This window comes from Pseudomonas sp. GW456-L12 (genome assembly GCF_059424045.1).
Genome location: NZ_JBWKZA010000036.1, coordinates 33,433 through 58,896, shown reverse-complemented (window position 1 = coordinate 58,896; position 25,464 = coordinate 33,433). Strand labels below are relative to the sequence as shown.

The 25,464-nt window shown below is 62.8% G+C and carries 19 protein-coding genes; 11 read left to right on the top strand and 8 right to left on the bottom strand.

The features are described from left to right. The first annotated feature begins 192 nt into the window (after positions 1 to 192). From recC to recD, 3 genes are read left to right on the top strand one after another with little or no spacing between them, the layout of a single operon-like run. Positions 193 to 3,645: an exodeoxyribonuclease V subunit gamma gene (recC, locus tag AC07Y9_RS28395; protein ID WP_102680974.1), complete on the top strand. Its 3,453-nt coding sequence runs from the start codon at positions 193 to 195 to the stop codon at positions 3,643 to 3,645. Beyond that, positions 3,642 to 7,334 (top strand): exodeoxyribonuclease V subunit beta, encoded by a 3,693-nt coding sequence (gene recB / locus AC07Y9_RS28390; RefSeq protein WP_102680975.1) that lies wholly within the window; start codon positions 3,642 to 3,644, stop codon positions 7,332 to 7,334. The genes recC and recB overlap by 4 nt, the downstream gene beginning before the upstream one ends. Beyond that, on the top strand, positions 7,331 to 9,400 hold the full coding sequence (gene recD / locus AC07Y9_RS28385) for an exodeoxyribonuclease V subunit alpha (protein WP_102680976.1): 2,070 nt from the start codon (positions 7,331 to 7,333) through the stop codon (positions 9,398 to 9,400). The genes recB and recD overlap by 4 nt, the downstream gene beginning before the upstream one ends. A 29-nt stretch (positions 9,401 to 9,429) precedes the next feature. Here the strand turns inward: recD and AC07Y9_RS28380 are convergent, their stop codons facing one another. The 4 genes from AC07Y9_RS28380 to AC07Y9_RS28365 form a co-directional block, all read right to left on the bottom strand. Then, a complete protein-coding gene (locus AC07Y9_RS28380; RefSeq protein ID WP_102680977.1) occupies positions 9,430 to 10,971 on the bottom strand; it encodes an amino acid ABC transporter permease/ATP-binding protein in 1,542 nt (513 codons plus the stop codon). A 98-nt stretch (positions 10,972 to 11,069) separates the two neighbouring features. Further along, entirely contained in the window at positions 11,070 to 11,867 is a 798-nt protein-coding gene (locus tag AC07Y9_RS28375; protein WP_053259545.1) for an ABC transporter substrate-binding protein, read from the bottom strand. A 43-nt stretch (positions 11,868 to 11,910) separates the two neighbouring features. Further along, positions 11,911 to 12,969 (bottom strand): isopenicillin N synthase family dioxygenase, encoded by a 1,059-nt coding sequence (locus tag AC07Y9_RS28370; protein WP_102680978.1) that lies wholly within the window; start codon positions 12,967 to 12,969, stop codon positions 11,911 to 11,913. A gap of 12 nt (positions 12,970 to 12,981) precedes the next feature. Beyond that, positions 12,982 to 13,833 (bottom strand): sugar phosphate isomerase/epimerase family protein, encoded by an 852-nt coding sequence (locus AC07Y9_RS28365; protein ID WP_102680979.1) that lies wholly within the window; start codon positions 13,831 to 13,833, stop codon positions 12,982 to 12,984. 322 nt (positions 13,834 to 14,155) lie between these two features. On the opposite strand from AC07Y9_RS28365, the gene yfiR reads away from it, so the two are divergent. From yfiR to yfiB, 3 genes are read left to right on the top strand one after another with little or no spacing between them, the layout of a single operon-like run. Continuing rightward, positions 14,156 to 14,734, top strand: a complete 579-nt coding sequence (gene yfiR, locus AC07Y9_RS28360) for a regulatory sequestration protein YfiR (RefSeq protein WP_102680980.1) — start codon at positions 14,156 to 14,158, stop codon at positions 14,732 to 14,734. Next, positions 14,731 to 15,999, top strand: coding sequence for a diguanylate cyclase DgcN/YfiN (dgcN, locus tag AC07Y9_RS28355; protein WP_087092575.1), 1,269 nt, complete (start codon positions 14,731 to 14,733; stop codon positions 15,997 to 15,999). Before yfiR ends, dgcN begins: the two co-directional genes overlap by 4 nt. A 4-nt stretch (positions 16,000 to 16,003) precedes the next feature. Further along, a complete protein-coding gene (yfiB, locus tag AC07Y9_RS28350) occupies positions 16,004 to 16,507 on the top strand; it encodes an outer membrane lipoprotein YfiB (RefSeq protein ID WP_007922157.1) in 504 nt (167 codons plus the stop codon). Positions 16,508 to 16,671: 164 nt separating this feature from the next. On the opposite strand, the gene AC07Y9_RS28345 is transcribed toward yfiB, so the two are convergent. The 3 genes from AC07Y9_RS28345 to AC07Y9_RS28335 form a co-directional block, all read right to left on the bottom strand. Then, positions 16,672 to 16,953 carry a hypothetical protein gene (locus tag AC07Y9_RS28345; RefSeq protein ID WP_223815824.1) on the bottom strand — a complete coding sequence of 94 codons (282 nt, stop codon included), beginning with the start codon at positions 16,951 to 16,953 and terminating at the stop codon, positions 16,672 to 16,674. 118 nt (positions 16,954 to 17,071) lie between these two features. Then, complete coding sequence (locus AC07Y9_RS28340) at positions 17,072 to 18,226, bottom strand: polymorphic toxin type 44 domain-containing protein (RefSeq protein WP_102680981.1); 1,155 nt, start codon at positions 18,224 to 18,226, stop codon at positions 17,072 to 17,074. 147 nt (positions 18,227 to 18,373) lie between these two features. Then, entirely contained in the window at positions 18,374 to 19,324 is a 951-nt protein-coding gene (locus tag AC07Y9_RS28335) for a LysR family transcriptional regulator (protein WP_102680982.1), read from the bottom strand. 153 nt (positions 19,325 to 19,477) lie between these two features. Here AC07Y9_RS28335 and AC07Y9_RS28330 point away from each other — a divergent pair, with 153 nt between their 5' ends. The 3 genes from AC07Y9_RS28330 (at position 19,478) to AC07Y9_RS28320 (ending at position 22,836) form a co-directional block, all read left to right on the top strand. Further along, positions 19,478 to 21,004: a CoA-acylating methylmalonate-semialdehyde dehydrogenase gene (locus AC07Y9_RS28330; RefSeq protein ID WP_007922163.1), complete on the top strand. Its 1,527-nt coding sequence runs from the start codon at positions 19,478 to 19,480 to the stop codon at positions 21,002 to 21,004. A gap of 11 nt (positions 21,005 to 21,015) precedes the next feature. Next, positions 21,016 to 21,903 (top strand): 3-hydroxyisobutyrate dehydrogenase, encoded by an 888-nt coding sequence (gene mmsB, locus AC07Y9_RS28325; RefSeq protein WP_053259553.1) that lies wholly within the window; start codon positions 21,016 to 21,018, stop codon positions 21,901 to 21,903. A 366-nt stretch (positions 21,904 to 22,269) separates the two neighbouring features. Continuing rightward, a complete protein-coding gene (locus AC07Y9_RS28320) occupies positions 22,270 to 22,836 on the top strand; it encodes a hypothetical protein (RefSeq protein WP_223815825.1) in 567 nt (188 codons plus the stop codon). Positions 22,837 to 23,204: 368 nt separating this feature from the next. Here AC07Y9_RS28320 and AC07Y9_RS28315 read toward each other — a convergent pair whose 3' ends face one another. Continuing rightward, positions 23,205 to 23,555, bottom strand: coding sequence for a cupin domain-containing protein (locus AC07Y9_RS28315; protein ID WP_102680983.1), 351 nt, complete (start codon positions 23,553 to 23,555; stop codon positions 23,205 to 23,207). 266 nt (positions 23,556 to 23,821) lie between these two features. On the opposite strand from AC07Y9_RS28315, the gene kynB reads away from it, so the two are divergent. Next, complete coding sequence (gene kynB / locus AC07Y9_RS28310; RefSeq protein ID WP_037033901.1) at positions 23,822 to 24,463, top strand: arylformamidase; 642 nt, start codon at positions 23,822 to 23,824, stop codon at positions 24,461 to 24,463. 107 nt (positions 24,464 to 24,570) lie between these two features. Then, a complete protein-coding gene (kynA, locus tag AC07Y9_RS28305) occupies positions 24,571 to 25,425 on the top strand; it encodes a tryptophan 2,3-dioxygenase (RefSeq protein ID WP_053259555.1) in 855 nt (284 codons plus the stop codon). Positions 25,426 to 25,464 lie beyond the last annotated feature (39 nt).

The window sequence follows — 25,464 nt, the reverse complement described above, 5'->3', positions numbered from 1 at the left end:
CCCCATGTGAGAGTAGGTCATCGTCAAGATTAAATTCCGAAACCCCAATTGCGAAAGCAGTTGGGGTTTTGTTTTTGTGCGACAAAAAATGCCTCATTCCTCGCAACACTCACGTTGGTCCTCTCAGCTGTCACCGCTGCGTGACAGTGCTAAGGTTCGGCCCTAGCTTTTGCATTTTCCAAGGAGGCCCTTATGCCGGACGCCACGTCCCTCAGCGCTGGTTTTATGGTGGTTCACGGTAACCGCCTGGACGAGTTGCGCAGTCTGGTGGTCAGCTGGATGCGGCGTTACCCCTTGGCGCCGCTGGAGAATGAGATCGCCCTGGTCCAGAGCAACGGCATCGCCCAATGGCTGAAGCTGGCCCTGGCTGAGGACTCCGAGGATGACGACATGGGTGGCTGTGGCATCGCTGCTGCCATCGATGTGCAGCTCCCCGGCAGTTTCATGTGGCAGCTTTATCGCATGGTGCTGGGACGCGATGAGATTCCGCCCAAATCCCTGCTGGATAAAGCGCCGCTGACCTGGCGCCTGATGCGGCTTTTGCCCGAACTGATCGATCAGCCGCACTTCGAGCCCCTACGCCGTTTCCTTACTCACGACACGGATCTGCGCAAGCGCTATCAATTGGCCGAGCGCCTGGCTGACCTGTTCGACCAATATCAGGTTTATCGCGCCGACTGGCTGGAAGACTGGGCTGCAGGCAGGCATCAACTACGCAGCGCTCGAGGTGAGCCCAAGGCCCTGACCCCCGCCAACTGCTGGCAGGCCGAACTGTGGCGGGCGTTGTTGCTGGATGTGGGGGAGGAGGGCATGGCGCAAAGTCGCGCCGGCGTTCACCAACGTTTCATCGAACGAATCCTCAACCTGGAAAAGGCGCCACAAGGGTTGCCCTCACGAGTGATCGTTTTCGGGATTTCCTCCCTGCCGGCGCAAGCCCTGGAAGCCCTGGCCGGACTGGCCCGCTTCAGCCAGGTCCTGCTGTGTGTACACAACCCTTGTCGTCACCATTGGGCGGATATCGTCGCCGACAAGGACCTGCTGCGCCATCAATACAAACGTCAGGCGCGCAAGGCGGGAATGCCGGTAGTGCTCGACCCACAGACCCTGCATCAACATGCCCACCCGCTGCTCGCCGCCTGGGGTAAACAGGGCCGTGACTACATCAACCTGCTCGACAGCTATGACGATCCCAACAGCTATCGCTCGGCCTTTCGCGACGGCCGTATCGACCTGTTCAGCGAGAGTCAGCCGCAGACCCTGCTGAATCAGCTGCAGGACGATATCCTCGAATTGCGCCCGCTGGAGGAGACCCGCCAGTTGTGGCCGGCGGTCGATCTGCACCAGGACAAGTCGATCCGTTTTCACATTGCCCACAGTGCCCAGCGCGAAGTGGAAATTCTCCATGACCAGCTGCTTGCGCGCTTTAGTGAGGACCCTGAATTACGTCCGCGGGATGTGATCGTGATGGTCCCGGATATCGACAGTTACGCACCGCATATTCGCGCGGTCTTCGGTCAGTTGGAGCGTGACGATCGACGTTTCATTCCGTTCACCCTGACGGACCAGGGCCAACGTGGCCGCGACCCACTGCTGATTGCCGTGGAGCATCTGCTCAAGCTGCCGGACAGCCGGTTCCCCGTCAGCGAAATCCTCGACCTGCTGGATGTTCCGGCATTACGCGCACGTTTTGGCGTTGATGAGGCCGATCTGCCGACCTTGCATCGCTGGATCGAAGGCGCCGGCATCCGCTGGGGCATGAATGCCGAACAACGGGCCGACCTGGGATTGCCCGAGGAACTGGAGCAGAACAGCTGGCGTTTCGGCCTGCGCCGCATGTTGCTGGGTTACGCCGTGGGACGTTCCGATGCCTGCGAGGGGATCGAGCCTTACGATGAGATCGGCGGCCTGGATGCGGCCCTGATCGGGCCGCTGGTGGCTCTGCTCGATGCCCTGGAGATGGCGTATCAGAACCTCACTTTGCCGGCTTCGCCGCCACAGTGGGGCGAGCGCCTGCAAGCACTCACGCAGCAGTTCTTCCTGGCCAGTACCGAGCATGACGACTACCTGCTGAGCCAACTCGAAGACTTGCGCGAAACCTGGCTGGAAACCTGCGAGTCGGTTGGCCTGCATGATGAGCTGCCGCTGACCGTGGTCCGCGAAGCCTGGCTGGCTGGCCTGGACCAGGGCCGCTTGTCCCAGCGTTTCCTGGCCGGTGCGGTGAACTTCTGCACGCTGATGCCGATGCGCGCGATTCCCTTCAAGCTGGTGTGCCTGCTGGGGATGAACGACGGCGACTACCCGCGGGCGCAGCCGCCGCTGGATTTCGACCTGATGGGCAGCGACTACCGCCCTGGCGACCGCTCGCGGCGCGAAGACGACCGTTACCTGCTGCTGGAGGCGCTGCTTTCGGCGCGGGATCAGCTGTACGTCAGTTGGGTCGGTCGCAGCATTCGCGACAACAGTGAACGCCCGGCCTCGGTGCTGATCGGCCAGTTGCGCGATCACCTGGCCAGTGGCTGGAAGCTGGAGAATGACCAGGACGATCTGCTCGACGCCATGACCCAGGAACATCCACTGCAACCTTTCAGTGCCCGCTATTTCCATGAAGGCCATGGGCTGTTCAGCTATGCCCGTGAGTGGCAGCTGTTGCACCAGACCCAAGCGGTTCCTCAAGTGCTTGAACCTCTGGCGCCTTATGTCCAGGAAGAGCCGTTGAGCCTGGGGCAGTTGCAGGATTTCCTGCGCAACCCGGTGCGGCATTTCTTCAGTCAGCGCCTCAAGGTGTTCTTCGAGGCGGCCGACGCGCCGTTGGCCGACGAGGAACCATTTGTACTCGACGCGCTGCAACGCTACAGCTTGAGCGACAGCCTGCTGGAGGCGGCGTTGAACTGCGCCGATGATCCGGACCAGGCCCTGCAGGCCCAGGCGCAACGGCTACAGGCCAGCGGTTTGCTGCCCATGGCCGGTTTTGGCGAGAGCCTGCAACGAGAGCTGATCGAGCCCTTGCCGGATCTGCTGATGCGTTATCGGCAATTGCTGGAGTTATGGCCAACGCCGGTCACCAGCGCCTTGCCGATTACCCTTGAACTCAAGGACGTGAAGCTCGAAGGCTGGCTGAGCGGCCTGCACCAACGTAGCGACGGCGGGCTGCTGTCGGTCACCACCATCCCCAACAGCATTGGCTCACCCAAGACCCGCAAATGGCACCGCCTGACCCGGCCCTGGGTCAATCATCTGGTGGCCTGTGCCAGCGGCTATACCTTGACCACCGCGCTGGTGGCCAGCGACGACACCTTGTTGCTGCCGCCTTTGGACCGCGAATCGGCGCTGCAAAGCCTGGGCGATCTGTTGTTGGCCTGGCAGGCGGGCATGTGCCAGCCGTTGCCGGTAGCCGTGAAAACCGCTTTTGCCTGGTTGGGCCAGAGCGATCCGGGCAAGGCCGAAGCGGCGGCGCGCAAAGCTTATGAAGGCGACGGCCAGACCAGCGATGGCGAGCGTCGGGAAAGCCCGGCCCTGGCGCGCCAGTACCCGGACTACAACGCGTTGATCGCCGACGAAACCTTCAGCGGCTGGGTTGATGCATTGTATCGCCCACTCTTACAGGCGCCCTGGCGCTCCGCGGCCAATGGGGAGGCTGACACATGACCCGGCAAGCACCTTTGGCCCTGGCGTTCCCGCTGCGGGGCAGCCAACTGATCGAAGCCAGCGCCGGTACGGGCAAGACCTTTACCATTTCGGCGCTTTACCTGCGCCTGGTGCTGGGGCACGGCGGCGAGCGGGCCGGGTTCGGTCGCGAGTTGCTGCCACCGCAGATTCTGGTGGTGACCTTCACTGATGCGGCGACCAAGGAACTGCGCGAGCGGATCCGCACCCGCCTGGCTGAAGCCGCACGCTTCTTCCGCGATGAAACCGCCGCGCCCGACGCGCTGATTGCCGAGCTGCGCGATCAGTTCGCTGCCGAGCAATGGCCGGGTTGCGCCAGCCGCCTGGACATCGCCGCGCAATGGATGGACGAGGCCGCGGTCTCGACCATCCACAGTTGGTGCCAGCGCATGCTGCGCGAGCATGCGTTCGACAGTGGCAGCCTGTTTACCCAGACCCTGGAAACCGACCACAGCGATCTGCTGGGCGAAGTGCTGCGCGACTACTGGCGGCTGTTTTGCTACCCGATGCAGGGTGATGCGCTGAACTGGGTACGGGCCAACTGGGGCGGGCCCGCGGCCTTGTTGCCCAGGGTGCGCGCGCTGTTTGGCAGCGAGCGAGAAGTGGACGCGGAGCAGACGCCGGCGCAGTTGATCGAAGCCTGTTTGCTGGAGCGTCGCGCGGCGTTGGTGCAGCTCAAGGCGCCTTGGCGGCAATGGGCTGAGCAACTGCGGGAGATCTGCTTGCAAGGCGTCGCCAGCAAGGCCGTCGATGGCCGCAAGATGCAGGCGCGCTACTTCGAGCCCTGGTTCGAAAAGATCACCGCCTGGGCCGAAGACGAGTCCATAGAACAACTGGATATCGGTACCGGCTTCAGCCGCCTGACCCCCGAAGGCATGGCCGAGGCCTGGAAAGGCGATGCGCCGGATCATCCCGCGCTGGACGCCATGGCCGGGCTCAAGGTCGCGCTCGATGCCCTGCCGAGCCCCGACGCTGCGGTGCTGCAACACGCCGCGCGTTGGGTCGGCGCGCGCTTCGAGGAGGAGAAGCGCCGCCGTGCCGAGATGGGCTTCGACGACATGCTGCTGCGCCTCGACGCCGCGTTGCAGGCCGAGGGTGGCGAGCGTCTGGCGACGCTGATTCGCGAGCAGTTCCCGGTGGCCCTGATCGACGAATTCCAGGACACCGACCCGGTGCAGTACCGGATCTTCGAAAGCATCTACCGCATCGAGGACAACAACCCCGAGACCGGGCTGTTCCTGATCGGCGACCCCAAGCAGGCGATCTACGCCTTCCGTGGGGCGGACATTTACACCTACCTGCGCGCTCGCCAGGCCACCAGCGGCCGCTTGCATACCCTGGGCACCAACTTCCGTTCCAGCCACGCCATGGTCAAGGCGGTGAACCACGTATTCGAGCGTGCCGAGTCCCGTGAACAGGGACGCGGCGCGTTCCTGTTCCGGGAAAAGAGCGGAGAGAACCCGGTACCGTTCCTGTCGGTGGCCTCCCAGGGGCGCAAGGAGCAACTACACAGAGAAGGGCAGGTGGTGCCGGCGCTGAATATCTGGCATCTGTCTTCGGAGCAAGCCATTTCCGGTGCGCTGTATCGGCAGCAACTGGCGGCGGCCTGCGCCAGCGAAATTGTCGCCTTGCTCAACGGCGGACAGCAGGCCAGCGCCGGCTTCGCCCGTGATGGCCAGCCCTTCAAGGGCCTGCTGCCGGCGGACATCGCCATCCTGGTGCGCGATGGCAAGGAGGCCCAGGCCGTGCGCGGCGAACTGGCCGCGCGCGGGGTGCGCAGCGTGTACCTGTCGGACAAGGACTCGGTGTTCGCCGCCCAGGAGGCCCACGACCTGCTGGCCTGGCTCAAGGCCTGTGCCGAACCGGATATCGAGCGTCCACTACGCGCCGCGCTGGCCTCCATCACCCTGAACCTGCCGCTGGTTGAGCTGGAGCGCCTGAACCAGGACGAGCTGGCCTGGGAGAGCCGGGTCATGCAGTTTCGCGGTTATCGCCTGATCTGGCGTACCCAGGGTGTGCTGCCGATGTTGCGGCGCCTGCTGCATGACTTCCAGTTGCCCCAGGCCCTGATCGCCCGCAGCGATGGCGAACGGGTGCTGATCAACCTGCTGCACCTGTCCGAACTGTTGCAGCAGGCGGCCGCCGAGCTGGACGGCGAACAAGCGCTGATCCGCCACCTGGCCGAGCACCTGGCCTTGTCCGGGCAGGCTGGCGAAGAACAGATCCTGCGTCTGGAAAGCGACGAACAACTGGTCAAGGTGGTAACCATCCACAAATCCAAGGGCCTGGAGTACCCGCTGGTGTTCCTGCCGTTCATCTGTTCGGCCAAGCCGGTGGATGGCAGTCGCCTGCCACTGCACTACCACGACGAGTCGGGCAAGGCCCAGGTGACGCTACGGCCAACCCCGGAGCTGATTGCCCAGGCCGACGACGAACGTCTGGCCGAAGACCTGCGCTTGCTCTATGTGGCGCTGACCCGTGCCCAGCATGCCTGCTGGCTGGGTGTCGCCGACCTCAAGCGCGGCAACCACAACAGCTCGGTGCTGCACCTCTCGGCCCTGGGCTACCTGCTGGGCGGCGGTGCGTTGTTGAACGAGTCCAGCGGCCTGGCGCGCTGGCTGCAAGACCTGCAGCAAGGCTGCGAGGCCATGAGTGTCAGCGAAATGCCCGGCGCCTCCGACAGCCGCTTCCATCCGCCGCGCAACGACGCCACCCTGTTGGCACCCCTGGCTCCCAAGCGGCGCGCCGCGGAGAACTGGTGGATCGCGTCCTATAGCGCCCTGCGTATCAGCGACAGCCTGGGCGCCGGTAGTACCGAGGCGCCGGAAAGCCCGCAGGCGCAGAAACTCTTCGACGATGAACGCCTCGACCCCGATGCCCCGCGTGAAGTCGTGGCCAGCGGCGCGGACATCCATCGTTTCCCCCGTGGGCCGAACCCGGGGACCTTCCTCCACGGCCTGCTGGAGTGGGCCGGTGACGAGGGGTTCGCCGCCGACCCCGTCGCCATCGAGGACGCCATCGCTCGGCGCTGTAATCGCCGCGGTTGGCAAGGCTGGATCAAGACCCTGAGCGACTGGTTGCGGCATCTGTTGCAACTGCCTTTGCCAGCCGGGGCGGGGCGACCGCCGGTGGTGCTCGCGCAGTTGAGCCAATACCGGGTCGAGATGGAGTTCTGGTTCGCCAGCCACAAGGTCGATGTGCTCAAGCTCGACGAGCTGGTGCGCCAGTACACCCATCAAGGCGTGCCTCGGGTGACCGCCGAACCGGTACTGCTCAATGGCATGTTCAAGGGCTTCATCGACCTGACCTTCGAGCATCAAGGGCGCTATTACGTGGCCGACTACAAATCCAACTGGCTGGGCGTGGATGACGCCGCCTATACCGAGCAGGCCATGGAACAATCGATTCTCGACAACCGTTACGACCTGCAATACGTGCTGTACCTGCTGGCCCTGCATCGCCAGTTGCGGGCGCGCCTGGCGGACTACGATTACGACCGGCACATGGGCGGTGCCCTGTACCTGTTCTTGCGCGGCACGGGCTCGGCCAGCCGCGGCGTGTTTTTCACCCGGCCACCCCGTGAGCTGATCGAGCGCCTGGACCGCTTGTTCCAGGGCAAACCCGAGCAGCCCAGGGCCGAGCCGGCGTGGGAACAGGGAGTATTGCTGTGATCGAGGATCTGCTGACGCCGCTGGAACCCCAGCCCGACCTGGCGCCCCTGGTTCGGGCCGGCGATTTGCTGCTGTTGCTCGATCGTTGGGTCGAGCGCGGATGGTTGCGCGCCCTGGACAAGGCTTTCGTAGGCTTCCTCCATGAACTGGAGCCACAAGGCGATCCACTGGTGCTGATGGCCGCGGCGTTGACCAGCCATCAACTGGGCCACGGGCATGTTTGCCTGGACCTGTTCGAAACCCTCAAGGAGCCGGACTTCGCCCTGTCCCTGCCGCCGGAAGGCGACCTGCAAAGCACGGCGGCGGTACTGCCGTCGCAGGTGCTGGCGACGCTGGACGGCGCGCACTGGTGCAAGGCCCTGGCGGCCAGTCGCCTGGTGGCGCTGGCGGCCGACCAGAGCGAGCAGGCCCGCCAGCGGCCGCTGGTGTTGTCGGGCAAGCGCCTGTATCTGCGCCGTTACTGGGCCTATGAGCGGCGCATCGACAATGCCTTGCGCCAGCGCCTGGCGGTGCAGGAGGAAACTCCCGCGGATTTGGTCGAGCGCCTCGGCGGCCTGTTCGGCGCGGCCAAGGCGGCGGGGCCGGTGGACTGGCAGAAGCTTGCCTGTGCGCTGGCCACCCGAGGTGCCTTCAGCATCATCACTGGTGGACCGGGAACCGGTAAAACCACCACCGTGGTGCGCCTGCTGGCCTTGCTCCAGGCCCCGGCTGTCGAAGCTGGCAAGCCTTTGCGCATCCGCCTCGCCGCGCCCACTGGCAAGGCGGCGGCGCGCCTCACCGAATCCATCAGCCTGCAAGTGCGCTCCCTGTCGGTCGACGACAGTGTGCGCGAGAAGATCCCCAGCGACGTGACCACGGTGCACCGCCTGCTGGGCAATCGTCCGGGCACCCGGCACTTCCGCCATCACGCCGGTAACCGCTTGCCGCTGGATGTGCTGGTGGTCGACGAAGCCTCGATGATCGATCTGGAGATGATGGCCAATCTGCTCGATGCGCTGCCGGTACACGCGCGCCTGGTGTTGCTCGGGGACAAGGATCAACTGGCCTCGGTGGAAGCCGGCGCGGTGCTCGGCGATCTGTGCCGCGATGCCGAGGCCGGCTGGTACAGCCCGCAGACCCGCAGCTGGCTCGAGGCCGTCAGCGGCGAACAGCTGGCGGACAGCGGTCTGCAGGAAGACAACGCCGGCACCCACCCGCTGGCCCAGCAGGTGGTGATGCTGCGCCACTCCAGGCGTTTCGGCGAAGGCAGCGGTATCGGCCAGCTGGCGCGCTGGGTCAACCAGCAGCAGGCCGAGGAAGCGCGCCGCCTGCTGGCCGCCCGCAGCCATGCCGACCTGTATGGCTTGAGCCTCAAGGGCGAGCAGGACCGCGCCCTGGAGCGCTTGCTGCTGGAAGGCCACGGCGACGGGCCGCAGGGTTACCGGCATTACCTGAGCCTGTTGCGCGGCCAGCGCCCGCCTGCCGATACAGCGCTGGAAGATCCGCGCTGGACCGCCTGGGCCCGCGATGTGCTGCTGGCCTTCGACCAGTTCCAGTTGCTCTGCGCGGTGCGCAAGGGGCCTTGGGGTGTCGAGGGGTTGAACCAGCGGATCACCGCCGCCCTGTTCAAGGCGCGGCTGATCGAAAGCGATCAACAGTGGTACGAAGGTCGTCCGGTGCTGATGACCCGCAACGATTACGGCCTGGGCTTGATGAACGGCGATATCGGCATTGCCTTGAAGTTGCCCGAGCACGAAGGCACGCAAGACGGACGCCTGGTGCTGCGGGTGGCCTTCCCGCGCAACGACGGCCAGGGTGGTGTTCGTTTCGTGTTGCCGAGCCGGCTCAACGATGTAGAAACCGTGTACGCCATGACCGTGCACAAATCCCAGGGCTCGGAATTCGCCCACACCGCGCTGATCCTGCCCGAGGCGCTGAACCCGGTGCTGACCAAGGAACTGATCTACACCGGTATCACCCGGGCCAAGGACTGGTTCAGCCTGATCGAGCCGCGGGCCGGGGTGTTCGAAGAGGCGGTGCGGCGCAAGGTCAAGCGCCTGAGCGGCTTGATGCTCGACCTGGGTTGAACGCCGGGTCGCTGGCGTTCGGCACTCGATCAGAGCGCCGCCGCCAGTGCCGTCGCGCTTGGCTGCTCCAGCCCCATGAAGCGTCTGACCCGTTCCCCCGCCGCTGCTTCGCGGATTGCTTGCGGGCTGGCGTCCAGCTGGATATTGCCGCCCTCCATGAAGATCACCCGATCGGAAATCGACAGGGCGAAGTCCATCTCGTGGGTGACGATCAACATGGTCATGCCCTCTCGGGCCAGGTCGCGGATCACATTCAACACATCGCCCACCAGCTCGGGATCGAGGGCCGAGGTCGGCTCGTCGAAAAGCATGATCTGCGGCTCCATCGCCAGGGCCCGGGCAATCGCCACGCGCTGCTGCTGGCCGCCGGACAGCTGGTGCGGGTACTTGTGGGCGTGGGCCAGCAGGCCGACCTTGTCCAGCAAGGCGTAGGCCTGCTGCTCGCTTAGGGCCTTGCTGCTGCCGTGGTAACGCGGCGCCAGGCAGATGTTGTCGAGGATGCTGCGATGGGGGAACAGGTTGAAGTTCTGAAAGACCATGCCGATGTGCCGCACCCCCTCGCGCACCTGCGGGCTGTTGAGGTTGTCGCCAGCGCTGATGAAGCTGTTGCCGAACAGCACGATCTCGCCCTGGTCGATGCGCTCCAGGCCGTTGATGGTGCGGATCAGCGAGGTCTTGCCCGAGCCGGACGGACCGATGATGGAAATCACCTGGCCACTGGCGACGTTCAGGTCGACGCCCTTGAGCACCTGATGATCGCCGTAGCGCTTGTGGATGTTTTGCAGTTGCAGGGCTGGGGCGCTGCCGGCTACCGGTCGTGGGCGAGGTCGGCTGTGCTGCGGTTGTGCCTGTTGCCGGAGCCGCTCGGTGCCGACGTCATCCAGGGTTTGCGGGGTGCGCAGGTTCAGGTCCAGGTGGCGCTCCAGGCGCTGCAGCAGCCAGGCGAACAGGGTGACGATCAGCACGTAGTACACCGCCACCGCGGCCAGGGTCTCCATCACCAGGAAGTTCTGCGCATACAGGCGCTGGCCGACGGTGAGCAGTTCGGTCAGGGAGATCACCGAGATCAGAGAGGTCAGCTTGACCACGGTGATGTACTCGTTGATCAGGGTCGGCAGGGAAATGCGGAAGGCCTGGGGGATGACGATCAGCCGTTGCAGACCGATCAGGCCGATGCCCAGCGCGCGGCCGGCTTCCTTCTGCCCCTTGGCCACCGAGATCAGCCCGCCGCGATGGATTTCCGCCATGTACGCCGCTTCGGTCACCACCAGGGCGAGCAGCCCCGAGTAGAAGGGGTTGGACAGCACCGAACCGGTGGCCGGAAACAGCTGGGGCAGGTTGTAGACGAAGACCACCAGCACCAGCAGCGGAATGCTGCGAAAGAACCAGATGTACAGCGCTGCCGGGGTTCTGATCCAGGCGGCCGTGGAGAGTTTGGCCGAGGCCAGGAGAAAGCCCAGCAGCATGCCGATGAACCAGGCCAGCGCGCTGAGCTGGACCACGGTGACGCAGGCGTGCCAGAAGCTGGGCAGGGAGAACAGGGAGATGAAGTAGGACCAGTCAAATTGCATAAACACCTCGGGCGGCTTCGGATCGCAGGCATCAGGACGGGCGCTGCGCGCTCGATCGGGGGCCGGTCACGGGCGCATCCCTGCGCCGCAGTGGCTTGTCAGTCAGTCACCGGTTCCAGGTTGTATTTGCCGAGGATCGCGGCGTACTCGCCGTTCTTGCGGCTCTCGGCGAAGGCTTCCTGCAGCGCCTTGTAGGTGGCGTCGTTGCCTTTCTTGACGAAGATGCCGAGGGTTTGCTGATAGATCAGGTGCTGGCTGGTGACCACCACCCGACCCTGGGTGCGTTCGGCGATCATCTTCGCCGCGCCGGCGATTTCCACCTGGGCCTGGATGTTCTTCGACAGCAGGGCCTGGGTCACCTCAGGTGCCGAGGGGTATTCGCTGACACTGATCGCGCCCTTGTTGTTCGGCACGCAGTAGTCGCTGGAGAGCTTCTGCAACTGGCTGACCCAGGTGGTGCCCTGTTCCAGCCCGACCTTCAGGCCGCACAGGTCTTCAGGGGTTTGCGGATTCAGGCCGCTGTCCTTGGACGTCATGATCGCCGCGCCGGTTTTCGCATAGGCGATGGTCATGGCTTGGGTCTGCCGTTCCGGAGTGATGTACATGCCGGAAATGATCGCGTCGTAGCGACCGGCGTTGAGGCCGAGGATCAGGCTGGGAAACTTGGTGTCGACGAACTCGGCCTTGGCGTTCATGTGCCTGGCCAGGGCGTGGGCCAGTTCCGGATCGGAGCCGACCACGTTCTTCTCGCTGTCATAGGACTCGAACGGCGGGTAGGTGATTTCCATGCCGATCTTCAGCTGTCCGGGTGTCGCGGTCGAGGCCAGGCCGGCGGTGGCGCACAACAGGCCGGCGGTGAGCAGGGTCAGGCGAGCAACGTTGTTTTTGTTAAGCATCGTGGGTCTCTCCAGGGGATGGAAGCAAAGGGCAAAAGGGTGGTCAGGACGCTTGCGACTGGTGTTTCAGGTGGCCGAAGCTCGAAGGCTTGCGGGCTTTTTCCGGCAGGCGGATCTCGCCGTTCTCCACGCGCTTGCGCAGGTACTGGTAGGTCTGCAGGGCCTGGCCATACATGTGCTCGCCGATGGTGATCTGCTCATAGTCGTTCGAGGCCTTGGCGAACTGCGGCAAAGGCTTGATCTGGGTATGGAAGTCGCAGGCGTAGAACAGCGGGAACGAGTAGCGCTCCTCGCTGACGCTGCGTACCCGGTGGGCGGTGGCGACAAAGGCGCCGGCGGTCATCACCTCCAGCATGTCGCCGATGTTCACCACAAAGGCGTCGGCCAGCGGCGGGGCATCGATCCACTGGCCCAGGTTGTTCATCACTTCCAGGCCCGGCTTGTCGGCCAGCAGGATGGTGAAGCACTCGTAGTCGGTGTGGGCGCCGATGCCGGGCGCATCCTGGGCCGCGTCGTCGAACGGGTAGTGGATCAGGCGCAGCTTGGAAGGCGGGCGGGTGACCAGGGCGTCGAAATAGTTTTCCTCCAGGCCCAGGGCCAAGGCGAACCCGCCGAACAGGCGCCTGCCGAGGGCGAAGACGGCTGCGTAATAGGCTTGCACCGCCTCCTTGAAGCCGGGCAGTTCTGGCCACTCGTTCGGCCCCAGCAGCGGCGTGTTGGCCAGGACCAGGGGGTCGTCGGCCGCGACTTCGAAGCCGATGTCGAAGGCTTCCTTGTGATCCGGCTTGCCCTTGGAATACACCTCCTCGCCCTCGGGGACGAAACCCTTGTGGCTTTTCGAGGTGCCGATGTAGTGCTGCATCTTGGTGTCCAGGGGCTGGGCGAAATAGTCCCTGGCGGCCTGGCGCAGGCCGGCGATCAACTGCGGGTCGATGCCATGGCTGGTGATGTAGAGAAAGCCCACTTCGCTGGCGGCCGCTCCCAGCTGCTCGGCGACGGCCAGCCGGTGCTCCAGCTCGATGCTGAACAGGCCGGCGATGTCCACCACCGGAATGTGCTTGAAGTTGGCCTTGGCCGGGGTTTTATCGATTTTATCGGGCATGACGCAAGAACCTCACGGACGGGTTGAGTGGGTGAAGCGGTCGAAGTGTTCGCGCTCGGTCCTGGCCATCCACTGGTTCAGCGACCAGAGGTCGGCCACCGGCACGTTGGTGAAAGGCAGGTGATGCAGGTAGCCGTCGGCGCCAAACTCCGGGGTCAGGGTGCTGACCTGGTAGCCCCGGGCCTTTTGCGAATGCCAGATGGCTTCCCAGTGCTGCTGGTGGAACGCCAGTTCACGGGCATATTCCGGGGCGGCGGGGTGCGGGACTTGCGGCCCCTGGTCATAGCCGACCCGGGCCTGGATATGGTGAACGCGCTCGACGAAGGCGCTCAGGTCATCGAAGGGGTCATCCAGCAGGCGTTCGCAGGTGACGACCCAGTGGCTGATATCGCTGGTGAACCGCAGGTCGGGCAATTGCCGGATCAGCTCCAGGGTGACCCAGGGATTGAACAGCGAGCGGGCGCGGTGAGTCTCGAAGCTGCAGAACTGGCCATGCTTGCGCGCCAGCTCCATGGCCTGGCCGAAGAACTCCACTTGCTGGGCCAGGGGCCAGCGGTCGTTGCCGGCCAGCAGATTGACGAAGCGCGGTGCCAGTTCGGCGGCCCAGGCGAGCTTGCGCTCCAGGTCCAGCAGGTGTTCCTGGAACGCGGCCGACTGTTTTGGCAGGACGTCGTAGGCGGTGAAAACCGTGCAGATGTAGGCGAGGCGATTGTCCCGCAGGAAAGTGCCGAATTCGCCGCGTTCGCGGGCTTGCAAAGGCAGGCGGGCTTCCATACCGTCGAAGCCGGCGGCCAGCAGCTCGTCGAGGGCCTGGGCCGGGCTGGCGGTATAGCCCCAGAGTGTGCGGAATATTTCCAGTTGCATCGGCTAACCTCAAAGATGTCTTGGGCTACTCATGGCACCGCAAAGGCACTGGGCCGAAGCGGCGATACTGGGCAGTAGCAAAAGACATTCCTTGAGCCGGGTCTCTGCGGATCCGGTCTCACCGAGGGCGGTCTGGACGGCTCGCTCTCTGGCGCCGATCTTAAGCAGGCGATGCAGGCATGAAGAATAGGAAGGCTCAAATCGTTACTTCATTTTTTTCTAAACCAATAGCCTGCTACCCATACCTGGGAACCTCGCGGCGGTTTCACCGGCTGTGCTATCGTTGCGGCATCATTGTATGAAGATCAAAGAGAATCCCTGCATGAACGTGGCTGTCTCGGCGACAGAGCGCTATTCGGGCTGGAGGCAGGTACTGCTGTCCGCCCTGGTCTGTCTGCTGAGCACTTTTGCCGTCGCGCAACCCGAGCCTGCTGCTGTCAGCCTGGCAGACCAGCGCGCCAAGGCGGTGACTCAAGTGGTGCTGGGGATTCTCAGTTATGCGCGCTGGCCGGTGGAGCCGGCGCAATTGCGTCTGTGCGTGGTGGGGCCGACCGAATACACCGACGACCTGGTCAAGGGCACTACCCAGGCCACGGGCCGCCCGGTTCTGGTGCGGCGCTTGCTAGCCGACAACCCGGCCATCGTCAGCGAGTGCGATGCGGTGTACATCGGCAAGCTGACCGACGACCAGCGCGCCCGCCTGTTCACTTCCCTGGTCGGTCATCCGGTATTGAGCATCAGCGAGGGCGGCGACCAGTGCACGGTCGGCAGCCTGTTCTGCCTGCGCGTCAGTGACAATCAGGTGTCATTCGAGGTCAACCTGGATTCGGTGGCCCGCAGTGGCGTGCGGATTCATCCAAGCGTGCTGCAACTCTCCCGTCGTCGACCGGCGGCGCCATGAGCTTCTTCAAATCTCCTGCTCGCCCTACATTGCGTTCGGTCATTGGCCGCGGGCATCTGATTGTCGCCCTGCTGGCCATTTCCATGGCCAGCCTGTCCCTGACATTGCTCGGAGTGCTGGCGTTGCGGGTGTATGCCGATCACAACCTGCATCTGATCGCGCGTTCGATCAATTACACGGTCGAAGCGGCGGTGGTGTTCAACGACAGCGCCGCGGCGACCGAAGCCCTGGCCCTGATTGCCTCCACCGAAGAGGTGGCCGATGCCCAGGTGCTCGATGCCCGGGGGCGCGTGCTGGCCCATTGGGAGCGGCCGGAAATCGGTTTGCTGACCGATCTGGAAATGCAGATCGCCCGGGCCTTTCTCGAGAAGCCCATCACCGTGCCGATCATGCATCAGGGCCAGGAAATCGGCAGCATCGCCCTGACCGGGCACGGCGGCAGCCTGCTGCGCTTCCTGCTCAGCGGGCTGGTGGGGATTGTCCTGTGTATCGCGGTGAGCGCCTGGGTGGCGCTGTACCTGGCGCGCCGGCAGTTGCGCGGCATTACCGGGCCGCTGCGCAGCCTGGCCGATGTGGCCCATGCCGCGCGCCGCGAGCGGGCATTCGACGTCCGGGTGCCGCCGGCGGAAATTGCCGAACTGGACAACCTGGGCAACGACTTCAATGCCCTGCTCGATGAGCTGGAAGCCTGGCAAACCCACTTGCAGAGCGAAAACGAAACCCTGGCCCACCAGGCCAGCCATGACAGCCTGACCGGGTTGCCGAACCGGGCGTTTTTCGAGGGCCGGCTGATCCGTGCGCTGCGCAGCGCCAGCAAGCTCAACGAACGGGTGGCGGTGCTGTTTCTCGACAGTGACCGTTTCAAGGGCATCAACGACAACTTCGGTCACGCCGCCGGCGACGCGGTGCTGATGGCGGTGGCGTCGCGGGTGCGCGCGCAGTTGCGCGAGGAAGACCTGGTGGCACGCCTGGGGGGCGACGAGTTCGCCATTCTGTTGACCCCGCTGCACCGCATCGAGGATGCCGAGCGTATCGCCGAAAAAATCATCGCCAGCATGGCGATGCCGATTGCCTTGCCGGGCAGTACTTCGGTACTGACTTCACTCAGTATCGGTATTGCCGTCTACCCTGATCATGGCACCACCCCGGGAGCTCTGCTCAATGCCGCCGATGCGGCGATGTATCAGGCCAAGCGTGTCTCTCGAGGCGGGCAACACACCGCGGGGTCGGAGCCCCCCGTCGTTCACGTTCAATCCAGGAGCTAATTCTTTGTTTTCACTGACTCGACCTTTCTTGCGACTTTTCACCACCGGCCTGTTGCTGGCGCTGCTTTCATTGACCGGTTGCCAGAGCGTGCCGCCCAAGGGGCTGACCCCGCAGCAAGTGGCGGTGCTCAAGCAGGAGGGCTTTGAGCTGACGGACGAGGGCTGGGCCTTCGGCCTGTCTGGCAAGGTGCTGTTCGGCAGCGACATCGATAGGTTGAATGCCGCCAGCACCGGCATCGTTGAGCATATCGGCAAGGCGCTGGTCAGCGTGCACATCGACAAGGTCCGGGTCGATGGCCACACCGATGGCTCCGGCAGGGAAAGCTACAACCAGCAACTGTCCCTGCGCCGGGCGAAAAGCGTGAGCAAGGTACTGGTGGCCACGGGCATGCGCGAAGAAAACATCCAGCTGCGCGGCCTGGGCAGCAGCGAACCGGTGGCCTCCAACAGCACGGTGGCCGGACGCACCGAAAACCGTCGCGTCTCGATCGTGGTCATCGCCGACTGATCGGCGAAGACCATCATGCCAGCAGGCCCTGATTCTTCCTTTACACTGCGGTTCCCACAGCGGGGTGATCCGCTAGGTCTTCGCGATAGCAGGACCAGGCTGTGCCGAGTGGATTTTGCAGTGGTGCTGGCAGGGTGACCTCATAGTGGTGATGCTTGGAGTTCTTAAGGATCAGCAGGGTCCGTAGTGCACTTCTTCAAGCGATCCGTATCCGTGCCGCTCTCTGGGCTGGTATCAATATTGCCATTTAGGTCGAGGTAAATATCCGTTCTTCGCCATTTAGGGGTGATATTGACGCAATGATTACGGCCCGTATCACTCCACCAATAGAACTCCATGAAGAACCCGGCATCTGGAAAAATATGACCAAAATCAGATGTCGCCTCTCCTGGAAATAGGCCCCCGCGTCCACTCCGATAAATTCGGTGTTCGGTATTCCAGGTCATAGAGAGCTTCTCTTTTCCTTCCTTGGAGTAGTGAACCGTGACCACTGGGGTCGCTACCCTCCAAAACACAAAGGGGGACAGCAGTAGCAGAAAGAGAATGCCAAAAATGTACCTGTATTTAATGGGCCTTACATTTGTGGACACGGATACCTTCCCCCCATTCCTTCGGTTGTACTGCAAGAACTTCGTCCATGATCATCTTTGCTGTTATGCCTCCGTTGGGGCGTTGTCGATAGAGTTTCACGCCGATACTAATGGATATTCGGTCAGGTGCATCATCCCAGGCCCTCATGCCCTCGATATCAGCAGAGCGATGCGGACCGGGCCGTTCCCATTCTGCTTTAGGTCTTTCAAAAATCTCTTCAACCTTCCGAGCAGCGTCCGACCCTATCTGCTCTATACCTGCGCCGTCCAAGAGGATGCTTTCAGAGAGTCCACCAGCCAGTCCAACATAGCCATAGTGAATGTTCGACCAGATGTCATAGAAGTAGTCGTAGCCCCCTTGTTTGTTCCAAACATCCTTGAACATCGCTTGCAGCTTCGGCTTGTGGTCCCATGGGCGACCCTGGCCGACTCGCTCTGTCCAGATAGCCAAAGCTTTCGCTTTCTTTCCCAGCGCTAAGCTATAGAAGTCAGGGCTTTGGCCAAGACGAAGATAGAAAGGAAGCTCCTTATACTTCTTTGTTTCATCTATTGGGCTAAAGCTGTTGAGGTCTTTCATTTGTCGCACAGACGGGCTGTTGATATTGGTATTCATCTCGCCCGCAATGTAGCTTGCCAGTTCTTCCATCTGGTCTGGGTCATTACAGACCTTTTCTTCTGGCTTCTCTTCAGGCGTCTTAGAGGCCACATTGGGATCGACTAAAGCATTTGCAGCGGTGGCCTTCTCGGTCAGCCTCGGGTCGGCCAGCAAGGTCGCCATCTTTTCATCGTCTACCGAGCCGTCTGGGCGGAACACTCCAAGCGCCGCGAAGTTGATGATTGCCGCGCCAGGAGTGGGCCCAATGACAAAGCCACCGAAGGTATCGCCTGACCCGGTGATGATTGTCCCGCCGTGACTGGTGGGGCTCCCTAAGTGGGCCATAGGACGACCATTCAGGATGATAGTTGGAAACCCGGTGGTGATGACCGCGCCACAACCGCAAGTGTCACCGACTCGAGCTGCTCCCATGAAGTTGATGTTGATGTCACCAGAAGCGCAAGCAATAGGTGTCGTGCCGTGACCGGGAAGCGGGCAGACGTGTTTATCGCCCAGGCGAGCAGAAGAAAGCATTGATCGTCCTTGTGTGTTGGCGGGTCCGTGAGGCTCTTTGTCGAGCTTCGCGAACCTAACAAGTGACGATGGGCAAGGCTTTAGGACGATTCTGAACTTGGATGAAGCCCGCTCTCATTGCGATCGGCTTTCGCGACTCCGTACAGGCTATGAGTCGGCAAACACCATCTCCCGGCTCTGCCCCATCAGCAGGCCCTGATTCTGTTCGGTCACGCTGCGGATGTAGTCCCACAACAGGGTGATCCGCTTGAGCTTGCGCAGGTCCTCGCGGCAGTACATCCAGAACTGCCGGGTGATGTCTATTTCCTCCGGTAGCACTGGCAGCAGGCGCGGGTCCTGGGCGGCCAGGAAGCAGGGCAGGATCGCCAGCGAGCGTCCTTGCTGGGCCGCCACGTATTGGGCGATGACGCTGGTGCTGCGCAGGTTGGCGCTGGCGCCGGGCAGCACGTTGGCCAGGTACAGCAGCTCCGAGCTGAACGCCAGGTCGTCCACGTAGCTGATGAATTGATGCTCGCTCAAGTCCGCGGGGCGGCGGATCGTTGGGTGCTGGTCGAGGTATTCCTGGGTCGCATAGAGCTGCAGGCGGTAGTCGCAGAGCTTGCAGCAGACGTAGGGGCCATGCTCCGGGCGTTCCAGGGCGATGACGATATCGGCCTCGCGCTTGGACAGGCTGATGAAGTGCGGCAGCGGCAGGATGTCCACCGAGATCGCCGGGTAGGCGTCGACGAAATGGCTCAGCTGCGGGGTGATGAAAAAGCTGCCGAAACCTTCGGTACAGCCCATGCGCACATGCCCGGACAGGGCCACGCCCGAGCCCGAGACCTGTTCGCAGGCCATGTGCAGAGTGCTTTCGATCGACTCGGCATAACCCAGCAGGCGCTGGCCCTCGGCGGTCAGGACAAAGCCGTTGGTCCGGGACTTTTCGAACAGCAGGGTACCCAGCGCGCCCTCCAGCGAACCGATGCGCCGCGACACCGTGGTGTAGTCCACCGCCAGGCGCTTGGCCGCGCTGCTGGCCTTGCGGGTACGCGCGACTTCGAGGAAAAACTTCAGGTCGTCCCAGTTCAGCGAGCCGAGGGAGGTGATGTTTTTTTGCATGATGGACCGGCTTTTATGTGCGTTCTTATTAGAAGTTTGCACATCTATACTCCAAAAACAGTCCGACAACCAACTCGCGACGCACGCCTCATTTCAAGGCGGTCCCACGCCTTGGCTCCCTGCATAAGAACCTCAAGAAGTCAGGAGACCCGTATGAACGCATCCCTCAAGTCCGACGGCACTACCTTGCAGCAGGTCAAGCTGCTGATCGACGGCCAGTGGGTCGAATCCCAGACCCGCGAGTGGCACGACATCACCAACCCGGCCACCCAGCAGGTGCTGGCCAAGGTACCTTTCGCCACGGCGGATGAAGTCGACGCCGCCATCGAAGCCGCGCATCGCGCCTTCCAGACCTGGAAGCTGACCCCGATCGGCGCGCGGATGCGCATCATGCTCAAGCTGCAGGCGCTGATCCGCGAACACTCCAAGCGTATTGCCCAGGTGCTCAGCGCCGAACAGGGCAAGACCATCGCCGATGCCGAAGGCGACATCTTCCGCGGTCTGGAAGTGGTCGAGCATGCCTGTTCGATCGGCAGCCTGCAGATGGGCGAGTTCGCCGAGAACGTCGCCGGTGGCGTCGATACCTACACCCTGCGCCAGCCGATCGGTGTCTGCGCCGGGATCACCCCGTTCAACTTCCCGGCGATGATTCCGCTGTGGATGTTCCCGATGGCCATCGCCTGCGGCAACACCTTCGTCCTCAAGCCTTCGGAACAGGACCCGCTGTCGACCATGCTGCTGGTGGAACTGGCGCTGGAAGCCGGGGTTCCGCCTGGCGTGCTCAACGTGGTGCATGGCGGCAAGGACGTGGTGGACAAGCTGTGCACCCACCCACACATCAAGGCGGTGTCGTTCGTCGGCTCCACCGCGGTGGGCACCCACGTCTATGACCTGGCGGGCAAACACGGCAAGCGCGTGCAGTCGATGATGGGCGCGAAGAACCACGCCGTGGTGCTGCCCGACGCCAACCGCGAACAGGCGCTCAATGCCCTGGTCGGTGCCGGCTTCGGCGCGGCCGGTCAGCGTTGCATGGCCACCTCGGTGGTGGTCCTGGTGGGCGCGGCGAAACAATGGCTGCCGGACCTCAAGGCGCTGGCGCAGAAACTCAAGGTGAATGCCGGCAGCGAGCCGGGCACCGATGTCGGGCCGCTGATTTCCAAGCGCGCCAAGGAGCGTGTGCTGAGCCTGATCGAAAGCGGCATCAAGGAAGGCGCCAAGCTGGAGCTGGACGGTCGCGACGTCAAGGTGCCAGGTTTCGAGCAGGGCAACTTTGTCGGCCCGACCCTGTTCTCCGGGGTGACCACTGACATGCAGATCTACACCCAGGAAATCTTCGGCCCGGTGCTGGTGGTGCTGGAAGTGGACACCCTCGACCAGGCCATCGCCCTGGTCAACAGCAACCCTTTCGGTAACGGCACCGGCCTGTTCACCCAGAGCGGCGCGGCGGCGCGCAAGTTTCAGACTGAAATCGATGTCGGCCAGGTCGGGATCAACATCCCGATCCCGGTGCCTGTACCGTTCTTCAGCTTCACCGGTTCCCGTGGTTCCAAGCTGGGCGATCTGGGGCCCTATGGCAAACAAGTGGTGCAGTTCTATACCCAGACCAAGACCGTCACCAGTCGCTGGTTCGACGATGACAGCGTCAACGATGGCGTGAACACCACCATCCATTTGCGTTGAGGAGTCCGCTCATGAAAATCGCATTCATCGGTCTGGGCAACATGGGCGCACCCATGGCGCGCAACCTGCTCAAGGCCGGGCATCAGTTGAACCTGTTCGACCTGAACCAGGCCGTGCTCAAGGAACTGGCCGAACTGGGCGGCAGCATCAGTACCTCGCCGCGCGCCGCCGCCGCAGACAGCGAGCTGGTGATCACCATGCTGCCGGCCGCGCCCCATGTGCGCAGCGTCTGGCTGGGTGACGACGGGGTGCTGGCGGGTATCGCCCGTGGCACGCCGGCGGTGGATTGCAGCACCATCGACCCGCAGACCGCCCGCGACGTCGCCGCGGCGGCCGCCAAGCAAGGCGTGGCCGTGGCCGATGCGCCGGTATCCGGCGGTACCGGCGGCGCGGCGGCGGGCACCCTGACCTTCATGGTCGGCGCCAGCGCCGAACTGTTCGCCACCCTGCAGCCGGTGCTGGCGCAGATGGGCCGCAATATCGTGCACTGCGGTGAAGTGGGCACCGGGCAGATCGCCAAGATCTGCAACAACCTGCTGCTGGGCATCTCGATGATCGGCGTCAGCGAAGCCATGGCCCTGGGCGATGCCCTGGGGATCGACACCAAGGTGCTGGCGGGCATCATCAATAGCTCCACCGGGCGTTGCTGGAGTTCCGACACTTACAACCCCTGGCCCGGCGTGATCGAAACCGCGCCGGCCGCCCGCGGCTACACCGGTGGCTTCGGCGCCGAGCTGATGCTCAAGGACCTGGGCCTGGCCACCGAGGCCGCCCGCCAGGCGCACCAGCCGGTGGTGCTGGGTGCCGTGGCGCAGCAGCTGTACCAGGCCATGAGCCAGCGCGGGGAAGGGGGCATGGACTTCTCGGCTATCGTCAACAGCTATCGCAAGCCCCAATAGGGGATTTTTCCGGGAGCCCGCGTCGGGCGGGCTCCCGGTTTTTTGCCATCTCTCTTACCTCAATGGACCTCGCTCCCTCTGTAGCCGCTGGCACGGGCCGGGATCGAGTGCACCGTCCTCGGCAATCGCGCTTGTACAGAAAAATCACATCGGCTTATGACCGTTCTTTACGGTCAAATATCGTCCGTAATATTGGCAAAGCAGGCGATGAAGATTCGCCAGTGGCTTTATCGCGACAATGTATAAGGCATGCTCTGGCAGTATCGGGATTGATAGCTAAGGTGACTTGTGTCGACAGCGTCTCTGTCGAATGACGACATGTCATGGATATGGCATGTATATGAGGTTTTATCAGGGAGATAGACCATGGCAGATGTCCTGAGATACGGAGACAAAGTTCATATCAAGAATGGTTACAATAATTGGGATGGCGGTTATCTCGATACTTGTAACCATGCCACCGCCCCGAACAGCCTTTACGGCGTAGTCACCGCAACCACTCCTCATCGCGGCCCGGGTACTGGCACCTGGATCATCGAGTCCGCGACAGGCAAGGCAGTAGGAACCGAGGTTGAAAGTTGCGATGTGATTCTGCTGTGGAACCTCTACAACAACGAGGGTGGCTATCTGGACACCAATGGCCACGCGACAAAACCGTCGATCTACAACGTGGTCACGGCCCTCAAGGAATCGCGGCCGGCGGATACCCTGCACTGGCGAATTTTCGCCGATACCTCAGATCCCAAGGATTTCAAGGTGAGAGAGGGGGATGTCGTGCACTTCCTGAATGGCTACAACGATGTGCGCGGCGGGTTCCTGGATACCTGTGGGCATGCCAGTGGCGAGGGCGTCAAATATGCGGTATCGACGACCCCTTATCTGAATCGGGACGGCAATACCGGCTCATGGAAAATCTCGAAAGCCAACGATTAAGTGTCAGGTGCATCACCATCAAGCACTTTAATGTGCAAAAGGGGACGTTGAAATCGTCCCCTTTTTAGTCGTTGTATTAATAGACTTTCTAAAGTTTTAAATGCGGGTTGTCTGCTTGGTTTTTTTGTTTAAGCAAGCTTGCTGGAAGTTTAAATGGGCTGTCTGTATTCGCTGGGCTGAGATGGGTGAACTTCTGGTTGGCCAATATCATTAGGCCGGGAAGTGTATGGCGGGGCGTCTGCCTTATTGCTGTGACTTTATAAAAAGAGGCGCTCCTCAATGATATGAGCGCCTCTTGATGTTTCGCGGAAAGTTCTTCGCCGGGCCGATCAGACAGTTTGCAAAACTGCGGCCTGCATTTTCGGGCGTCAGGCGAACACGAAATACTTGCGCACGGTCTCGACCACTTCCCAGGTGCCTTTCATCCCCGGCTCGACCACGAAGATATCGCCGGCGCGCAGGTGGATCGGGTCCATGCCGTCCGGGGTGATCACGCAGTAGCCTTCCTGGAAATGGCAGTACTCCCATTTCACATAGTCCACGCGCCATTTGCCGGGCGTGCAGATCCAGGTACCCATGATCTTGCTGCCGTCTTCGCTGGTGTAGGCGTTGAGGTTGACGGTGTGCGGGTCGCCTTCGAGCTTTTCCCATTTGCAGGCATCGAGAATCGGCAGCGGGTGGGTGTCGCGCAGAACGGTGATGGGGGCAGTCGCGGTCATGAGGACTCCGGGGCGTTGGCTGAGAACTGAAGTCGCACCCTATAGCGCCCGGCACCCGGCCAGTTGTCTGTACTCGACATCGGGGTGCCCAGAAACGCAGTACCCGCCCGTGAAGTGTTGCCGCGGTTTGCATTGAAATTTCCGAGCGCGAATCAGTGATTTCCTGGCAGTTCATGCGAAAGATTTCGCGGTCGCCGGAGCATTTCGCAAGAATCTTCACGGGCATCGCTCGTATGATTCAGGTCGAAATGGCCGAGAGCAGCGCTATGAGCACAACCCCAAGCTGGTGGGACATCAGCCCGCCCCTGAGTACCGCGACCCCGACCTGGCCCGGCGATACGCCGTTCCAGGAAGAGCGGGTCTGGCAATACGGGCCCGAATGCCCGGTGAACGTCGGGCGCATCACCCTGTCACCGCACACCGGTGCCCATGTCGATGCGCCGCTGCACTACAGCGCCGATGGCGCGCCGATCGGCGAAGTGCCGCTGGATGTCTACCTCGGCCCGTGCCGGGTCGTGCATTGCCTGGGTTGCGGGCCGCTGGTATTGCCCCGGCACTTGGAGGGGCACCTGGACAACCTGCCCGAGCGGGTGCTGTTGCGTACCTATCGACAGGCGCCGTTGAGCACCTGGGACCCGGATTTCAGCGCCGTGGCCAAGGAGACCGTCGAACTGCTGGCCAGCCACGGCGTGCGCCTGATCGGCATCGACACCCCGTCCCTCGACCCGCAGCAATCGAAAACCATGGAGGCCCATAACGCCGTGGCCCGCCATGGCCTGGCGATTCTCGAAGGCATCGTGCTCGACGAGGTGGCCGAAGGCGACTACGAACTGATCGCGCTGCCTCTGCGTTTCGCTCATCTGGATGCGAGCCCGGTGCGCGCCATCCTGCGGCCTTTGCCGCGATAATTCCTACAATAGTATTTACAACAACGAAGCTTCGACCCCGCGCGCCCTCGATCAAGGCCGGCGCCGGGTGATCGACCGGCCGCGACCTGACATGAGGAGCCCACGCGATGAGTCAATGTCCCTATTCGAACAACCCGCCGCCCGACAACTGGCATAACGCCGAGCTGAATTTTTCCGACTCCATGAGCTACGGCGACTACCTGGACCTGGGGCGCATCCTCAATGCCCAGCACCCCTTGTCGCCGGACCACAACGAAATGCTCTTCATCATCCAGCACCAGACTTCGGAGCTGTGGATGAAACTGATGCTGCACGAGCTCAAGGCGGCTCGCGAGCACGTGCATCAGGGGCAGCTGCCACCGGCGTTCAAGATGCTGGCGCGGGTGTCGCGGATCTTCGACCAGCTGGTGCATGCCTGGGCGGTGCTGGCGACCATGACCCCGTCCGAGTACAAGTCGATCCGCCCGTACTTGGGGCACTCGTCGGGTTTCCAGTCGTTCCAGTACCGCGAGATCGAGTTCATCCTCGGCAACAAGAGCGCGACCCTGCTGCGCCCCCATGCCCATCGTCCGGAACTGCTCAAGGAACTGGAGCTGGCAATCGCCACGCCGTCGCTGTACGACGAAGCCATCGGCCTGATGGCCAAGGCCGGGCTGGCCATCGACCCCGAGCGCCTGGCCCTGAACAGCCAGGCGCCGACCCAGCATGACCCGTCGGTGGAAGCGGCCTGGCGCGAGGTCTACACCGACCCGTCGCGCTACTGGGATCTGTACCAGTTGGCGGAGAAGTTCATCGACCTGGAAGACTCCTTCCGCCAGTGGCGCTTCCGCCATGTGACCACGGTGGAACGCATCATCGGCTTCCAGCCCGGCACCGGCGGCACCGAAGGCGTCGGTTACCTGCGCAAGATGCTCGACACCGTACTGTTCCCCGAGCTGTGGCGCGTACGTTCGACGCTGTAAGCGGCAGGCCAACAAAAAGGCCCGGCATTCATCGAATGC

Bases quoted from the DNA above. Each gene is read 5' to 3' on its own strand.
- kynA (WP_053259555.1), top strand. From the start codon at position 24,571: ATGAGTCAATGTCCCTATTCGAACAACCCGCCGCCCGACAACTGGCAT.
- AC07Y9_RS28345 (WP_223815824.1), bottom strand. From the start codon at position 16,953: ATGACCTGGAATACCGAACACCGAATTTATCGGAGTGGACGCGGGGGC.
- recB (WP_102680975.1), top strand. From the start codon at position 3,642: ATGACCCGGCAAGCACCTTTGGCCCTGGCGTTCCCGCTGCGGGGCAGC.
- AC07Y9_RS28375 (WP_053259545.1), bottom strand. From the start codon at position 11,867: ATGCTTAACAAAAACAACGTTGCTCGCCTGACCCTGCTCACCGCCGGC.
- AC07Y9_RS28330 (WP_007922163.1), top strand. From the start codon at position 19,478: ATGAACGCATCCCTCAAGTCCGACGGCACTACCTTGCAGCAGGTCAAG.
- dgcN (WP_087092575.1), top strand. From the start codon at position 14,731: ATGAGCTTCTTCAAATCTCCTGCTCGCCCTACATTGCGTTCGGTCATT.
- AC07Y9_RS28315 (WP_102680983.1), bottom strand. From the start codon at position 23,555: ATGACCGCGACTGCCCCCATCACCGTTCTGCGCGACACCCACCCGCTG.
- AC07Y9_RS28380 (WP_102680977.1), bottom strand. From the start codon at position 10,971: ATGCAATTTGACTGGTCCTACTTCATCTCCCTGTTCTCCCTGCCCAGC.
- kynB (WP_037033901.1), top strand. From the start codon at position 23,822: ATGAGCACAACCCCAAGCTGGTGGGACATCAGCCCGCCCCTGAGTACC.
- mmsB (WP_053259553.1), top strand. From the start codon at position 21,016: ATGAAAATCGCATTCATCGGTCTGGGCAACATGGGCGCACCCATGGCG.
- AC07Y9_RS28365 (WP_102680979.1), bottom strand. From the start codon at position 13,833: ATGCAACTGGAAATATTCCGCACACTCTGGGGCTATACCGCCAGCCCG.
- recC (WP_102680974.1), top strand. From the start codon at position 193: ATGCCGGACGCCACGTCCCTCAGCGCTGGTTTTATGGTGGTTCACGGT.
- yfiR (WP_102680980.1), top strand. From the start codon at position 14,156: ATGAACGTGGCTGTCTCGGCGACAGAGCGCTATTCGGGCTGGAGGCAG.
- AC07Y9_RS28320 (WP_223815825.1), top strand. From the start codon at position 22,270: ATGGCAGATGTCCTGAGATACGGAGACAAAGTTCATATCAAGAATGGT.
- AC07Y9_RS28340 (WP_102680981.1), bottom strand. From the start codon at position 18,226: ATGCTTTCTTCTGCTCGCCTGGGCGATAAACACGTCTGCCCGCTTCCC.
- AC07Y9_RS28335 (WP_102680982.1), bottom strand. From the start codon at position 19,324: ATGCAAAAAAACATCACCTCCCTCGGCTCGCTGAACTGGGACGACCTG.
- AC07Y9_RS28370 (WP_102680978.1), bottom strand. From the start codon at position 12,969: ATGCCCGATAAAATCGATAAAACCCCGGCCAAGGCCAACTTCAAGCAC.